The following is a 14,380-nucleotide window of genomic DNA, read 5'->3' on the forward strand; positions in this document are numbered from 1 at the left end:
TTTCACAGAGAAGGGCTATTTAATCAACCCTTGCTCTTTCAGGTAGTTTGCCGCCACCTGTTTGGCATCCTGCCCTTCCACGGCGATCTGCGCGTTCAGCTTTTGCAAGGTCGGGCCATCCAAGGTAGCAAAGACCGGCTTCAACAGTTCGGTAATATTGGCGTGCTCTTTCAAGGCGGCTTCACGAATAATCGGTGCCGGCGCATAAATTGGCTGCACACCTTTTGGATCTAGCAGCGTCTGTAGCCCCAAGGCCGCAACCGGGCCGTCGGTGCCATAAGCCATCGCCGCATTCACCCCCGAAGTCTGCTCTGCTGCGGCCTTGATGGTTACCGCCGTATCGCCACCGGCCAACGACAGCAACTGATCCTGATTGAGCTTAAAACCATAAGCGTTCTGGAAAGCCGGTAAGGCATCCGGGCGTTCAATAAATTCTGCCGACGCCGCCAGTTTGAATTGACCACCGCTGTTGATCCACTGGCTGAGATCGGCCAAAGTTTTCAGATGATGAGCCTCCGCCATATCCTGGCGGACTGCAATCGTCCAGGTATTGTTCGCCGGGGCAGCATCCAGCCAGACGATGCGGTGGTTGTCGTAATCAAGCTTCTTCACCTTCTCAAACCCGGCTTTGGCTTCTTTCCAGGCCGGATCTTTTTCATCAGAGAAGAAGAAGGCTCCGTTCCCGGTATATTCTGGATAGATATCAATTTCGCCAGAGATGATCGCCCCACGCAGCACCTTGGTGGTGCCCAGTTGCAGTTTATTGGTGGTCTTGATGCCGTTGGCTTCCAACACCTGCACAATGATATTACCGAGCAACGATCCTTCGGTATCAATCTTGGAACCTACGCGCACCGTATCAGCCGCCTGCACTGCGCCAGCCGTCAGCATGCTCAGCGCCAAAGCCAGAAAACCTCCACGTAATCGAGTGATAGCCATGCTTGTTCCTCTTATTGATATTAGGTTTTCCGGCTTTTCGCCAGATCGGTTGGGAAATCCTGAACTGCACCAGCCCAGCGCGCAAGCGATATCGTTGACCAACCGCTCTGTGCATCGCCTGCCACATCCGCAGCAGCAAACGGATGCACCTCAACGGCGATAGGAGTAAAGGCATATTCAGCCAACCACACGCCGTATCCCGCCACCACAAACCCCTGACTGCGCTGCCGGTAAGCCTCTTGCTCTGCCAGATACACCTTGCGCAATCCGTACCACGGCAGGCCGGGTAAATCATGGTGCACTAAATGATAGTTCAGATTGAGGAACAGCAAGCGCCACGGCCAAGCAGCTTCGTTAATAACAGAACGAGCCTGCGGGGCTTCCACAGCACGATGTTCAAAAAACGATCTGACCTTGGTCAGGCCCAGCGCCGGATAACTCACCGCCAGCAGATAAAAACCAGCAGAAAGACCATGAACTTGCAGCCAGATAAACATCGGCACCAACAATGCGCCGTGCACCAGCCACATCGCCAGAGTGCGTAGCTCACCAGTCAGAATGGCTTTCAACGCCTTGATCAAGGTGGCAGCAATATCCAGCGCCGGGCCAAGGGCCATCCGGCCAATCAAGGTATTCCGTACCTTGGTCAACAGCGGTAGCCATGTTGGCCAGCGCTGCCACTGGGTCTGGCTGAAATAATAACTTTCAGGATCGTCTTCGGGCGACGTCAAATGCCGATCGCGGTGATGTTGCAGGTGGGAATCGCGATACAGTCCGTAGGGGTACCAAACCGCCAGCGGCAGCAAACCCAACAGATGATTCAGGCGCGGCCAACGCGTCGGATGGCCGTGGATCAGTTCATGCTGCAAAGACAGATATCCGGTGGTGGCGATAATCAGCAACGGCGTACCCAACCATGGGCCCAACGGTTGCCAATAGTGCACCACGCCGAACCAACTGCCATAGACCAATACCATCATGCCCCAGGTCGGCAATTCCAGCCGCCAATGCCATTGCCGAGCAAGCTGTTGGATCCAGGCGCGTTGTTCGCCATGCAGATAATAGCTGTGTGAGGAAGTTGCAGACATTTTCCGGCTCGCAGTGAGAGATTTTCCTCAGTATCTGCGAACCGGTTCGACGTGCAAAATAACCAAAATGGCAAAGCAAAGTTAAAAATCAGCGGGTGTTCTTACTTGGCGTTTTAACTAACGGATTACAGCCACGGGCTCAGCCATGATTGATATCCAGCCAGCGGCGCTGTTTGGCAGAAGCGGCTATCACATCCAGCACGCGGGAAACCCTCCAACCTTCGGCAAAGTCTGGCCACATGCGGTCACCTGCGGCGATGCCGTTGACCAAATCACGGATCTCAACCGTTTTCTGATCGTTAAAGCCGATGCCATGCCCGGCGCTGATGCAGAATGCTGCATAATCCGGGTGTTTTGGCCCCACCATGATGGTTTTAAACCCCTGCCGCTCTGCCGGCTCATCGTGCCGGTACAGCTTCAGCTCCGCCATCCGTTCCTGAGTAAAACTCAACGTGCCTTTGGTGCCGGTGACCACATAGCTCAGGCCCATTTTGCGCCCGCAGGCAATGCGCGAGGTTTCTATGGTGCCCATCGCGCCGTTGGCAAAACGTACCAGCGCGCTGGCCTGATCTTCATTTTCCACTTCATGCAACACCGCCGCATCGTTGGGATCGGGGCGTTGTTTGACCAGCGTTTGCAAATCGCCGGATACCGCCACAATTTCCCCGACCAGATAATGCGCCATGTTGACAATGTGCGCGGCCAGATCGCCCAATGCCCCCAACCCGGCGGTCGCCTGGCGGCAGTGCCAATCGATAGGCGTGCGCGGATCGGCCAGATAATCCTCATTATGCGTACCATAGAAATGCACCACTTCACCAATCTCACCGTTGGCGATGATTTCCCGCGCCAGCTGGCTGGTCGGGTTTTTCATATAGTTGAAACCCACCAGCGTTTTTACCCCTTTGGCCCGCGCAGCCTGCACCATTTCAGCAGCGTCTTGCGCATTCAGGGCCAGCGGTTTTTCGCAGTACACATGTTTGCCGTGGCTAATGGCGGCCAGCGCCATCTCTTTATGCAGGAAATTTGGCGCGCAGATATCCACCACATCAATGGCAGGATCGGCCACCAACTCACGCCAGTGGGCCGTTGAACGCGCAAAACCAAACTCTTTTGCTCGCTGTGCCGCCAGTTCGGGGGTGATCTCCGCCAGCATCTCCAGCACCAGTTCCCCTTTCAGCGGAAACACCGTCCCAGCCTGGGCATAAGCAATAGCATGACACCGGCCAATATAGCCGGTGCCAATCAACCCAACGCGCACCTGTTTCATTGTTTTCTCCTGAGTCAATCTTCACGGATCTCAACGTAAATGGAATTTATAATCCATATTAGTTTATATGGAAAATAAATTTCAATTAAAAGATAGCAATGAAATAAAAACCATGCCCGTAATAGTGTTTATAAAATCAATAAAAATATGATTATAAACAAAATTAACTCATGACAAACACAGTGTGGAATAAATGGTGCTCAACATAAAATGAATATTTAATTTCAAAAAATGTGCTGTGCTCCGTCATTATCGCCAAAAAGGTTTGCGCCACTCGTGCATCGCCTGTGCTCGGCTCAGGCCAACATCAGCCAACTGCGCATCACTCAGCCACAGCAACGCTCGGCGTGTCTGCTGGCGTTGCAGGCAACGTTGTAACCGGCGTAACAGCGTTTGGTATCGGGTTAATGGGTATTCAATGGGTTGTGCCATCTTTATGCTCTCCACAAATTTATCCGTTGGATTCATGATGAAACACAGGCCCTGAATGATACAGATGCAAAAAAACAATATTTATTCCATACAAAAACTGTTTTCTGAGCGCTGAATGGTCTAATTTGACGCTATCTGTACCGGTTATTTTTCTGGCTTACTTGATTTTGGATATCTGTATGACGCGTTATGCCGCACTGGCCGCCATTCTCAGACAACGTATTGAACAAGGTCTTTATGCCGCAGGCGAACGTTTGCCTTCGGTACGCGCACTCAGCCTGGAGCACGGCGTCAGTATCAGCACGGTGCAACAGGCTTACCGCCAGCTTGAAGAGTGCCTGCTCGTTGAACCACGCGCAAAGTCGGGTTATTTCGTGCGCCGGCCACATCGGATTGCGGAACTGCCCGCCGTGACTCGCCCGGTACAATGGCCTGTCGATATTTCGCAATGGGAACAGGTATTGGATCTGATCCGCAGCAAACCACACAGCTATCGGGTGCAACTGGGGCGTGGTATGCCAGACGTCAACGAACCCACGCTCAAGCCACTGATCAAAGCATTGGGTAATACCGCCCGCCACGGCGATCTGCGCAGCTTGTATTACGATGACATTCAGGGCGTCGTTGGCTTGCGCGAGCAGATTGCCCGCCTGCTGCTGGATTCAGGCTGCCAGCTTGACGCCGAACAGTTGGTGATCACCACCGGCTGCCACGAGGCGCTTTCCTGTGGACTACGCGCCATTTGTCAGCCAGGGGATATTGTCGCGGTTGATTCCCCCTGCTTTCATGGCACCATGCAGACCTTGAAAGGGCTGGGAATGAAGGCGCTGGAGATCCCAACCGATCCTTTGACCGGCATCAGCCTTGAAGCTTTGGAAATGGCTCTGGATCAGTGGCCAGTGAAGGTGATTCTGCTGACGCCGAACTGCAACAATCCATTGGGCTACATCATGCCGGACGCCCATAAAAAACGTTTGTTAACGCTGGCACAGCGTTGCGACGTGGCGATTATCGAAGATGATGTTTATGGCGACATTGCCTACAGCTACCCCCGGCCGCGCACCATCAAATCTTTCGACGGTGACGGGCGAGTCCTGTTGTGCAGTTCGTTTTCCAAAACTTTGGCCCCCGGCTTACGCATTGGTTGGATCGCCCCTGGCCGCTACCTTGAGCGCGTGCTGCACATGAAGTATATCACCACCGGTTCAACCGCCACGCAGCCACAGCTTGCCATTGCAGAATTCATCCGCGGCGGCCACTACATTCAGCACCTGCGCCGCATGCGCATCCGTTACCAGCAAAACCGCGATCTGATTACCTGCTGGATCACTCAATATTTCCCCGCCGATACACGTGTCAGCCAGCCTCGCGGCGGGTTTATGCTGTGGGTCGAACTGCATAAGGAATTTGATACTCTGCGCCTGAACCACTGCCTGGAACCGCTGGGAATACAGATCGCCGTTGGCAGTATTTTTTCCGCTTCAGGAAAATACCGTAATTGCCTGCGTATCAACTATGCGCCGAAGCTGACCACCGATGTTGAACAGGCGATAAAACAGATTGGCCTCACCATTACTCAGATCACTCAGAGCCAATTTGCCCACACGGAAGCCATGGGATTGAAACCCTGACCAAACTAGGATAAAAAATTACCACCGCTACTATAGAGATACCCTTTATGCCGAAAAAGATCTTAGTGAGTGCCTGTTTGGTTGGTTTTAACGTGCGCTATAACGCCTCTAATAAAAAGGTGACTAACGCGACGTTGCAACGCTGGCAGCAGGAGGGGCGAGTGGTGGTTTGCTGCCCGGAGCTGGCCGCAGGCTTTTCCACACCACGCCCACCGGCTGAAATTGCCGCCGCTGCCAGCGGTGCCGACGTACTTGCCCAGCAAGCCAAAGTGATCGATGCCGCTGGTAACGATGTGACCGCCCCGTATCTGCTTGGAGCACAGTTGGCACTGGACACCGCACGCCTGCATGATTGCCGCTTCGCCCTGCTCAGCGACCGCAGCCCTTCCTGCGGTAGCCAGATAATTTACGATGGTTCCTTCAATGGTAAGACCCAACCCGGCCACGGTGTCACGGCTGAATTGCTGCGCCAGAATGGGGTGGAAGTTTTTTCCGAGCATCAAATTGACGAATTGATCGCCCGCGTTGAGTCTGCCTAGCGCCGTTCCAGATAACCTGCCAGCCGCTGACGCAGGTGGGTAATCCCCTGCGGATGCTGTATAAATTCGCCCACGGGCATCATTTGCCAACGTTGCCCTTCCGCGCCGAAACGGATGGCGGCGATTTGCGCTGGCGTGATTTCACCCACCATAAACCAGGTGGGCGGATAACCTGGCTGAATCCCGGCATAGCGCTGTTGCCATAACACTTGGTGTGCCGATACCCCAATCCCGAACTCTTCCTGAGTCTCCCGCTGCACACAGGCCAGTGGTGTTTCATCGCCTTCGCGGCCACCACCGGGCAAATCCCAGCAACCGGGCCACGGAATACCGCTCTTTTCATCACGCAGGTATACCAACACCTCACCGCCATACAGCAGTGCAATTTTCGCCCCGCCAAAGTCGTGGTCAACCATCTGCCTTCACCCACAAGCTGCTATTCATTGCTATCATATCCTCTTGCCAATCGCCGCCAAACGCAATCGGCTAAGAGGCGAAGGAACTCTCCATCCCTCCCTGTTGCTGGTGTATAGTAAAAACCCAATTTGATAACAGGCGGATAACGGCAATGAACTCTCCTTTTTTGGTGACGGCACAATGGCTTGAACAACATGTCAATGATGAAAATCTGGTGGTGATCGACGTCCGTATGGCTCCGGTTGGCCAAGTCCCCAAAAAAGACATGCTGGCGGAATTTGAACGCGGCCATATTCCTGGCGCCGTGTATTTTGATATCGACGAGGTGGCAGACAAAAATACCGCGCTGCCCCATATGCTGCCAACGGCGGAAGAATTCAGCATCGCCGCAGGTAAACTGGGCATCAGTGAAAAACACACCCTCGTTTTCTATGATGAAGGCAATCAGTTCTCCGCCCCGCGCGGCTGGTGGACATTCCGCAACTTTGGCGTACATAACGTCTACGTGCTGGACGAAGGTTTGCACGGTTGGGTGGCTCGCGGTAATCAGTTGGCAACCGGCGCCGCTCATCCCAAACCAGCCACGTTCAACGCTCGCTTTAATGCCGATGCAGTGGTCAATATGCATCAGGTTGAACAGGCGATAAATGCCAAGATTCAAATCCTTGACGCCCGCGCTGCGCCACGCTTTTATGCACAGGCTCCTGAGCCACGCCCTGGCCTGCACCGTGGTCATATTCCCGGCAGCATCAATATTCCCTATGGCGATCTGCTGGAAAATGGCCGCTTCAAGTCACTGGCAGCGCTCAAACAAACCTTCCTTGATAAAGGGGTGGACGTCACCGCGCCAACCATCGTCAGCTGTGGTTCTGGCGTTACCGCCGCCGTTCTGGCCTTCGGCCTACAGTCGCTTGCTGCTCAGCAGGTAAAACTGTATGACGGTGCCTGGAGCGAGTGGGGTTTGCTGAGTGGCAACCAACCAATCGCCCAAGATTAGATGATGCGCAGGTTACTCACGTAACCGCCCGGTAATGATCTGTGCCAGTTGCTGAATGGCCTCATCCGGTTGTTCCTCTGCCCGATGTAGCCGCACACTGATGTGATGTAGCGCAGGCAGTTCTCCCGGTGTCAGTTGGGTCAACTCCAGCGGTAGCCCGGCCTCAGTGCGCACCGTCACACCCAATCCAGCACTGACCGCCGCCCAGATGCCATTCAGGCTGTGGCTGGTAAATGCGATTCGCCACGCAATCCCGGCGCGATCCAACGCCGAGACTGCTGCGTTGCGCATCAGGCAAGGCGCGTCAAACACCACCAGCGGCAGTGCTTCACCGCTGGCACGCCACTGAGCCAAATCAAAGTGGGGGGAAACGATCCACTGCATCAGGCGTTGCCCTAAATCCTGCTGAAACGGCGTGTTGATACCGCCATCCCAAGCCAGCGACAGATCCAATTGCCCCTTTAACACCCAATCGATCAGTTCTGCATTACGGGCAATACGTGCCTCAATACGCACTTTCGGATGCGCACGGGCAAAGCGGCCAAGTACCTGTGGTAAAAAAGTTTCACCAAAATCTTCCTGTAACCCCAAGCGTATCGTGCCCTGCAAATCCAGCCCCCGCACTGCCGCTACGGCTTCATCATTCAGCTCCAGCAAACGGCGAGCATAGCTCAGCAGCGTTTCCCCGGCTTCCGTCATCACCATTCCGCGCCCGGATTTACGCAAAATCGGCGTACCCACCTGTAGTTCCAGCTTTTTCAGATGCGCGCTGACTGCCGAAGTTGAGCGCCCCAGGCGCTCCGCCGCTTGAGCAAAGCTGCCCAGCTCAATGCCAGCCACATAGCTGCGCAAATCGTCAAGATCGAAGGTCATTCGCCTCATGCTGACCATCCTGATTTTCCGTACTGTTTGTCTTAATAATACTGATTTTATCAAAAAAAGTGCTGTGTCACTCTGTAGCGGTTAATTCTTTTCAGGAGCATCACTATGATTGCCATGCAATACACATTCACCCTCCCCGCTGACTATGATATGGGCATTATCCGCAAACGCATTGCTGATTTTGGTCATTTGCTGGATAAGCATCCGCAGTTAATCATGAAAGCCTATCTTTATGCGCTGAAAGGCGAACACGGCCATGACAATCGCTACGCCCCGTTTTATCTGTGGAACAGCAGCACCGGGATGAGCGACTTTCTGAGCGGCAATGGATTTAGGGGAGTCAGCCAGGCATTTGGTTGGCCACAGGTCAACCACTGGCTACCTTGGGTGGTAAGCCTGGTGCCAGAAAACCTTGCCGAGGCTCGCTACGCCACACTGGAATACCGGCCAATTGCTCCTTATAGCGATCTTGCACAGTTACGTTCACAGCAGCAGGCCAACCCATTGGCATTAGCCAGCATCGTGGCATTTGATCCAGCAAACTGGCAGCAGGTTAATTTTCATCTGTGGCACCAGCGGCCACAGCAGCACAGTGCGCAGACCCAGTGCTATATGGTAGGGCATATTTCCGCGCCATTGGATACCACAGCGCTATTCCATGAGGTGAACCCACGGGTATAATCCCCTCTCTTTCCCTTCGTATGGAGCTTTCCATGTTTACTGTTCGTCAGGCGCTACTCGCTGATTTAGCCAGCGTGCGGGAAACTGGCATCGCCAGCTATGTGGCCCATTTCGGTGCACTTTGGCATCAACAAAGTGAGATGGAAGATTTTCTGGCGAAAGATTTCTCGGCAGCAGCACTGACGAAAACCTTGCAGGATCGCCAGGTTTGCTGGCTATTGGCCTATCTAGATAACACGCCGATTGGCTTCGCCCGGCTGAATTTTGACAGCCCGCTGGCAGCAACGGCCACCAGCGGCGCTGAGTTACAGAAAATTTATTTTTTACCGGGATACGCCGGGCATGGTTATGGCGAACGCTTGTTTGCCGAAGTACAGCGGCGGGCCATTAAAAATTTACAAACACTGCTCTGGCTGGACGTACTGAAAACCAACGTTTCCGCTCGGCGCTTTTATCAACGCCAAGGAATGGAAGTCGTTGGCGAGAATCGCTTTACCACCGCCAGCCAGGCGGTTGAGCTGTGGTATATGGCCAAAGAATTGCCGCTTACAGCCACTTCGGATCTTGCGTAAAAGAGATGGTCAACCAGCGATCGGGGCCTTCTTCGCCAATAGCCTCCGCAATTCTGTCGCGGATTTGATCAAACTTATGTATTCCGCTGTTTTCCATATTTTCAGGAACCACGATATGGATCTCAATAAACAGCCCGCGCCCCATGCGCGTCGCATAGTTGGAATAATCCTGAAACCCATATTCCAGCCGCAGTTGCGCCATAACAGACTCAATTTTGTTATCCAGACTGTCGGGAGTCATCTGTAAAACTTCGCTTAACGCAGATTTCACCGTTTTGATCGGTACCGGTATGAGTACTAAGGTCAACACCGCCAGCGCAAAAGGATCGGTATACACATTCAGGTGTTCGTAACGGGTTCCTTCCAAGAACCAGGAAATAATAAATGCCACTAACAGAGCGGAGCTGATGCACGCCGACATCAACCAGCTTTTGGTGTCCAGCGCAATTAATTCCGACTCAACCTTCTTATTCAACCGGCGCTGTTTAAAATAGAGCGTGAAGCAGAAAATACTGATGGTGACGGCATACACAATGGCCCAACCCAATTCCAGCTCCCGCCCACCGTCGGCAATGCCTTTTACCGCGTTCACGAAGGCATACAGACACAGCAACGTTAGCAAACTGCCGTTAAACGCCAGCACCAGCGGTTCAACATGCCAGAATCCATATTGAAAACGGCGGCTATGGGGTTGCCCCAATAAGCGGGAAACCAGCAATGATAAGGAACACATACCCGCATCCAATGCCGAGAACATGCCATCGAAAATAATCGACATCGAACCACAGATAATGCCAAATACGATCCCTGAGCTGGCAATAAATAAAGTACAGAAAATTGAACGTCTCAGTATTTTTTGCTCTATTTCTGTACTGTGCGGTTTTTGTTGAATATCCATCGGTTCAGTTGTCATTATTATCTTAATCCCACCATTGAACACTGCCCATTAACCACTGTGTTTGCATCTCTCTAACCGGTCACACAGAATTAAATCAATATCGTACACAGTATGATCCACAAAACTCTGCGGCGCAAAAGACAACGGGCGACAGGTTCTGAAAAAAGTGCCCAGGATTACCAAGCATTCAATGGGTTGAATGTCGTTCGTTGATTTTCTTGACGACCAACGCTCGTTTCCTGCCCAACATCACCACTTCCCTCTCGCTATAGCGATCAAAAAAACTGCAAAACAGATCACATTTGCAAGCATTTGCATTTTCAAACGCATGTGAAAACGATTAAGGTGCAAAAATAAAATCAAATGAAAGCAAAAGAGAGATATTGATAATGAATGAAACCACAAAACGCATGGCAAGGCTGATTGACCTGAGTGCCGTGCAAGCCACCAATACCGAAGCCGATGTGCGCCACTGTGCCGAACTGGCCAGCCGCTACCACATTATCTCTGTTCACGTGCTGCCATGCTGGACGCGCTTCCTCAGTGCCCTGCTGCCCGCACAAGGCCGTGCCGATGTGATGATCGGTGGCCCGGTTGGCTTCCCCGCTGGCGGCCATGCTACCGATATCAAAGTGCAAGAAGTCCGCCAGCTGATTGCCGATGGCGCACGCGAAGTGGATATGGTGGTGAATATCGGCAAGGTGCTGTCTGGTGATTACGACTATGTGCGCGAAGATCTGCGTCGGGTGGTAGAAGCGGCGGCACCGATCCCAGCCAAAGTCATTCTGGAAACCCACTATCTGAACGAGGAGCAGATCCGCCAAGTATGCGATATCGCGGTAGAAGTCGGCATGGCCTGGGTAAAAACCTCCACCGGTTGGGCGCCGACCGGCGCTACCGAAGAAAAAGTGGCGATCATTGCCGATCAGCTGCGCGGCCGCATCCAGATCAAAGGGGCCGGGGGCATCCGCGATCTGGATACGGTACGGGCGCTGTATCGCCTGGGCGTGCGCCGGTTTGGCATGAGCGCCAATGCCACGCAAAAGGTGTTGGAGCAGTTGGAACAAGATCCAAACCTGTTCCCGGAACTGAACGATAACTGATACGCGATGCGATAAAGCACCAGCGTAACGCTTCTCGGGGTGGCCGCTGCCGCCCCAACCAGGAGTGATAATAATGAAAGACTTACTTCTTACCCTTGACGTTGGCACCGGCAGCACCCGCGCCGGGCTGGTCATGTGCACCGGGGAAATTCTCGGCTTCGCCCAGCGCGAATACGATCAAATCACACCACAGGCGGGTTGGGCAGAACAGCCGCCGTCGTTGTGGTGGCAAAGTGCCTGCGAGTGTCTGCAAGAGTTACTGGCCCGCTTTGCCGAATATCGCCCACGTATTGCCGCCGTGGGGGTTTGCGGGCAAATGCACGGCACCGTGCTGCTAGACGCCGATGGCGAACTGGTGGTTGACCGCGCCCTGTTGTGGAACGACAAACGTTCACAACCGCAGGTGGAACGCTTTAAGCAGCAGCAAGATTCACCAGCGTGGCAGGCATTGCTGAATAACCCACCAACGGCTGCCTGGCCCGCTTTTAAACTGTGCTGGCTGCGGGAAAACCAGCCTGAGCTGTGGGCCCGCGTCGCCACGGTGCTGATGCCGAAAGACTACATCAATTTCCGGCTCTGCGGCGTGCGCGCCACCGATTACAGCGAAGCCTCCTGCTATTACCTGATGGACAGCACCACACAGACCTGGTCTGAAACAGCGCTTAACCAGTTCCAACTGCGGCGCGACCAGTTGCCCGAGCTCCATCTCTCCAGCGATGTTATCGGCCAGATCGAGCCTGCCGCCGCCGCTGCCACCGGGTTGCCTGTCGGGCTCCCGGTGGTGGCCGGTGCGGCAGATATGGCCGCCACGCTGTTGGGTTCTGGCGTTTATCAGCCCGGCACCGCCTCGGACAGTACCGGCACCTCCACGCTATTAACCGTGGTCGCCAAACAACCGCTGCTCGATCCTTGGATCAACAACCTGCATCTGGCCAACCCGGCCTGGGGCGGTTTTACCATTCTGGATGCCGGGGGGGATGCCATGCGCTGGGCACGCATGGCGCTGAACGACAGCCGCCTCAGCCACCAGCACATGCTCGATCTGGCGGCACAGGTCACACCGGGCGCAGAAGGGTTGCTGTTCCTGCCCTACCTTACCGGTGAACGGTTAGCGCAGCACACCAATTCCCGGGCGCAGTTCTTCGGCTTGCAGCGCAAGCATCGGCAGGAACATCTGTATCGCGCCGTGCTGGAAGGCGTTGCCTTGGCCGCTTTGCGCAATCTGCAACAGCTGCGGCGCTGTGCGCAGGCACCCGAGGCGATGATCGCCTCCGGCGGTGGCGCACGCAGTGCGCTGTGGCTGCAAATCAAAGCTTCGGCCTACAACCTGCCAATCTTGCAAACCCGCAATCAGGAAAACGGCACCACCGGTTGTGCCATTATCGCAGGCGTCGGCGTTGGCCTGTTCAGCGATTTTGCCGCAGGCGTCAGCCGCACCGTCAGCGTCGAACGGGAATTTATGCCGGAGCCCCGGCTGCACGAACACTATCTGCGCTGCTTTGAGCTGTTCGAACAGCTCTACCGTCAGGCCCAACCCCTTTACGAACAGCTTGATGTTATTAGCTCGTTCTCTTTTCCTGCGGATAAAGGAACACCACAATGAGCGAATCCCTGGTAAATCAAACCTCTGCGGCGCAACAGGCCGCAGCGGAAAGCATCGATCGCAGTGCCTACCTCCCCGCCACGCCCTGGCTGCAACTGATGCTGGTCTGTTGCCTGTTTGCCCTGTGGGGCATGGCGGGCAACCTTAACGATATCCTCATCGCCCAGTTCAAGAAGGGGTTTGATCTTACCGATACCCAAACTGCGCTGGTGCAGTCGATCTTCTTCCTCGGCTATTTTCTGGTCGCGCTGCCCGCTGCGGCAGTGATCAAACGTTACTCGTACAAGGTCGCCATCATTATCGGTCTGTGCCTGTATGCGCTCGGCTGTTTTCTGTTTATCCCCGCAGCACAGATCATGACCTATGGGGCTTTCCTGGCCTGTCTGGGGGTGATCGCCGCCGGGCTGTCATTCCTGGAAACCTCCGCCAATACCTATTCCAGCCTGTTAGGCCCGTTGGAAACCTCCACCCAGCGCATCAACTTCTCGCAGATTTTTAATTCGCTTGGGGTGATCCTGGGTGTGCTGATCGGCCAACAGTTGGTGTTTGGCAAACACGATCCCACTCACGAGCAACTGCTGCAAATGCCTGCCGAACTGGCGGAAGCGGCCCGTACCCAGATGGTTTCACAGGTCGTCACGCCGTATCTGATCATCGGTTCGGTGTTGGTCGTGCTGGCGCTGATCTTTGTGGCGGTCAAATTCCCGGCCTGTAAAACACAACCTTCACAAAGTGCCGGCGGCAAACCGCTTGCCCAGTCCCTACGCATCTTGTTTGCTCTGCCGCGTTTTCGGTTTGGGGTGCTTTCGCAGTTTCTGTATGTTGGGGCACAGGTGGGCCTGTGGAGCTTTACCATCCGCTTTGTGCAGATGATTGAACAGGGTACTACCGAGCACTCTGCCACCTATTGGCTGATCGCGACGCTGATTTGTTACTCCGCCGGTAAGGTCGTCACCACCGCGCTGATGAAGAAATTCAACCCGGCGCTGCTGCTCGGCGTATTCTGTTCTATCTGCGTGCTGTTGCTGCTGTTCGCCGTCAATATTCATAGCCTGTTCGCCGTGGTGGCTATTATGGGCACCAACTTCTGTATGGCGCTGTGCTGGCCCACCAACTTCGGCCTAACCATCAAAGGGCTGGGGGAAGAAACTCAGGTGGCAGGCTCGATCGTGGTGATGTCGATTATCGGTGGGGCCGTAGTGCCGTTGATAATGGGGATGATCTCCGATGCCAACGGCGGCAACATGCAAATCGCCTTCGCCGTGCCGCTGGTCTGCTTCGCTTACGTGGCGTTCTACGGTTTCTACTGCGTGAAGAAGGGGATCTAA

The 14,380-nt window shown here is 54.3% G+C and carries 15 protein-coding genes; 8 read left to right on the forward strand and 7 right to left on the reverse strand.

Translation table 11 applies throughout. The features are described from left to right. Positions 1-15: 15 nt before the first annotated feature. The 4 genes from osmF to Z042_RS20065 all read right to left on the reverse strand — a co-directional run bounded on the left by osmF (position 16) and on the right by Z042_RS20065 (position 3,729). Positions 16-939, reverse strand: a complete 924-nt coding sequence (osmF, locus tag Z042_RS20050; protein WP_024911685.1) for a glycine betaine ABC transporter substrate-binding protein OsmF — start codon at positions 937-939, stop codon at positions 16-18. Positions 940-959: 20 nt separating this feature from the next. Further along, positions 960-2,027, reverse strand: a complete 1,068-nt coding sequence (locus Z042_RS20055; protein WP_024911684.1) for a fatty acid desaturase — start codon at positions 2,025-2,027, stop codon at positions 960-962. A 139-nt stretch (positions 2,028-2,166) separates the two neighbouring features. Continuing rightward, on the reverse strand, positions 2,167-3,297 hold the full coding sequence (locus Z042_RS20060; RefSeq protein ID WP_024911683.1) for a Gfo/Idh/MocA family protein: 1,131 nt from the start codon (positions 3,295-3,297) through the stop codon (positions 2,167-2,169). A gap of 249 nt (positions 3,298-3,546) precedes the next feature. After that, the gene (locus Z042_RS20065) at positions 3,547-3,729 is read right to left on the reverse strand and encodes a DUF1127 domain-containing protein (RefSeq protein ID WP_024911682.1); all 183 of its coding nucleotides are present in this window, start codon (positions 3,727-3,729) and stop codon (positions 3,547-3,549) included. Positions 3,730-3,908: 179 nt separating this feature from the next. Between Z042_RS20065 and Z042_RS20070 the strand changes: the two genes are divergently transcribed. Together Z042_RS20070 and Z042_RS20075 are read left to right on the forward strand one after the other, a co-directional pair. After that, positions 3,909-5,360 (forward strand): aminotransferase-like domain-containing protein, encoded by a 1,452-nt coding sequence (locus tag Z042_RS20070; protein WP_024911681.1) that lies wholly within the window; start codon positions 3,909-3,911, stop codon positions 5,358-5,360. 47 nt (positions 5,361-5,407) lie between these two features. Then, entirely contained in the window at positions 5,408-5,899 is a 492-nt protein-coding gene (locus tag Z042_RS20075; protein ID WP_024911680.1) for a 2-thiouracil desulfurase family protein, read from the forward strand. Here Z042_RS20075 and Z042_RS20080 read toward each other — a convergent pair. Next, positions 5,896-6,315: an NUDIX hydrolase gene (locus Z042_RS20080; RefSeq protein WP_024911679.1), complete on the reverse strand. Its 420-nt coding sequence runs from the start codon at positions 6,313-6,315 to the stop codon at positions 5,896-5,898. The genes Z042_RS20075 and Z042_RS20080 overlap by 4 nt on opposite strands. Positions 6,316-6,467: 152 nt before the next feature. On the opposite strand from Z042_RS20080, the gene sseA reads away from it, so the two are divergent. Beyond that, the gene (gene sseA / locus Z042_RS20085; protein ID WP_024911678.1) at positions 6,468-7,313 is read left to right on the forward strand and encodes a 3-mercaptopyruvate sulfurtransferase; all 846 of its coding nucleotides are present in this window, start codon (positions 6,468-6,470) and stop codon (positions 7,311-7,313) included. A gap of 12 nt (positions 7,314-7,325) precedes the next feature. Here the strand turns inward: sseA and Z042_RS20090 are convergent, their stop codons facing one another. Then, on the reverse strand, positions 7,326-8,195 hold the full coding sequence (locus Z042_RS20090; RefSeq protein WP_024911677.1) for a LysR substrate-binding domain-containing protein: 870 nt from the start codon (positions 8,193-8,195) through the stop codon (positions 7,326-7,328). A 105-nt stretch (positions 8,196-8,300) separates the two neighbouring features. Here Z042_RS20090 and Z042_RS20095 point away from each other — a divergent pair, with 105 nt between their 5' ends. Further along, entirely contained in the window at positions 8,301-8,876 is a 576-nt protein-coding gene (locus Z042_RS20095) for a DUF4865 family protein (RefSeq protein ID WP_024911676.1), read from the forward strand. 32 nt (positions 8,877-8,908) lie between these two features. Next, a complete protein-coding gene (locus Z042_RS20100) occupies positions 8,909-9,448 on the forward strand; it encodes a GNAT family N-acetyltransferase (RefSeq protein WP_024911675.1) in 540 nt (179 codons plus the stop codon). Here the strand turns inward: Z042_RS20100 and Z042_RS20105 are convergent. Next, a complete protein-coding gene (locus tag Z042_RS20105; protein ID WP_154667004.1) occupies positions 9,423-10,361 on the reverse strand; it encodes a cation diffusion facilitator family transporter in 939 nt (312 codons plus the stop codon). The two genes, Z042_RS20100 and Z042_RS20105, sit on opposite strands and share 26 nt — an antisense overlap. Before the next feature lie 374 nt (positions 10,362-10,735). Between Z042_RS20105 and deoC the strand changes: the two genes are divergently transcribed. The 3 genes from deoC (at position 10,736) to fucP (ending at position 14,380) form a co-directional block, all read left to right on the forward strand. Then, the gene (deoC, locus tag Z042_RS20110) at positions 10,736-11,449 is read left to right on the forward strand and encodes a deoxyribose-phosphate aldolase (protein ID WP_417903509.1); all 714 of its coding nucleotides are present in this window, start codon (positions 10,736-10,738) and stop codon (positions 11,447-11,449) included. Positions 11,450-11,522: 73 nt separating this feature from the next. After that, on the forward strand, positions 11,523-13,052 hold the full coding sequence (locus tag Z042_RS20115) for a xylulokinase (protein ID WP_024911672.1): 1,530 nt from the start codon (positions 11,523-11,525) through the stop codon (positions 13,050-13,052). Then, positions 13,049-14,380, forward strand: a complete 1,332-nt coding sequence (gene fucP / locus Z042_RS20120) for an L-fucose:H+ symporter permease (protein ID WP_024911671.1) — start codon at positions 13,049-13,051, stop codon at positions 14,378-14,380. Before Z042_RS20115 ends, fucP begins: the two co-directional genes overlap by 4 nt.

It is taken from the genome of Chania multitudinisentens RB-25, assembly GCF_000520015.2.
Taxonomy (GTDB): domain Bacteria; phylum Pseudomonadota; class Gammaproteobacteria; order Enterobacterales; family Enterobacteriaceae; genus Chania; species Chania multitudinisentens.

What these genes read in the sequence shown, in the direction of transcription:
- osmF (WP_024911685.1), bottom strand. Translation starts at nt 939, where the DNA reads ATGGCTATCACTCGATTACGTGGAGGTTTTCTGGCTTTGGCGCTGAGC.
- Z042_RS20055 (WP_024911684.1), bottom strand. Translation starts at nt 2,027, where the DNA reads ATGTCTGCAACTTCCTCACACAGCTATTATCTGCATGGCGAACAACGC.
- Z042_RS20060 (WP_024911683.1), bottom strand. Translation starts at nt 3,297, where the DNA reads ATGAAACAGGTGCGCGTTGGGTTGATTGGCACCGGCTATATTGGCCGG.
- Z042_RS20065 (WP_024911682.1), bottom strand. Translation starts at nt 3,729, where the DNA reads ATGGCACAACCCATTGAATACCCATTAACCCGATACCAAACGCTGTTA.
- Z042_RS20070 (WP_024911681.1), top strand. Translation starts at nt 3,909, where the DNA reads ATGACGCGTTATGCCGCACTGGCCGCCATTCTCAGACAACGTATTGAA.
- Z042_RS20075 (WP_024911680.1), top strand. Translation starts at nt 5,408, where the DNA reads ATGCCGAAAAAGATCTTAGTGAGTGCCTGTTTGGTTGGTTTTAACGTG.
- Z042_RS20080 (WP_024911679.1), bottom strand. Translation starts at nt 6,315, where the DNA reads ATGGTTGACCACGACTTTGGCGGGGCGAAAATTGCACTGCTGTATGGC.
- sseA (WP_024911678.1), top strand. Translation starts at nt 6,468, where the DNA reads ATGAACTCTCCTTTTTTGGTGACGGCACAATGGCTTGAACAACATGTC.
- Z042_RS20090 (WP_024911677.1), bottom strand. Translation starts at nt 8,195, where the DNA reads ATGAGGCGAATGACCTTCGATCTTGACGATTTGCGCAGCTATGTGGCT.
- Z042_RS20095 (WP_024911676.1), top strand. Translation starts at nt 8,301, where the DNA reads ATGATTGCCATGCAATACACATTCACCCTCCCCGCTGACTATGATATG.
- Z042_RS20100 (WP_024911675.1), top strand. Translation starts at nt 8,909, where the DNA reads ATGTTTACTGTTCGTCAGGCGCTACTCGCTGATTTAGCCAGCGTGCGG.
- Z042_RS20105 (WP_154667004.1), bottom strand. Translation starts at nt 10,361, where the DNA reads ATGACAACTGAACCGATGGATATTCAACAAAAACCGCACAGTACAGAA.
- deoC (WP_417903509.1), top strand. Translation starts at nt 10,736, where the DNA reads ATGAATGAAACCACAAAACGCATGGCAAGGCTGATTGACCTGAGTGCC.
- Z042_RS20115 (WP_024911672.1), top strand. Translation starts at nt 11,523, where the DNA reads ATGAAAGACTTACTTCTTACCCTTGACGTTGGCACCGGCAGCACCCGC.
- fucP (WP_024911671.1), top strand. Translation starts at nt 13,049, where the DNA reads ATGAGCGAATCCCTGGTAAATCAAACCTCTGCGGCGCAACAGGCCGCA.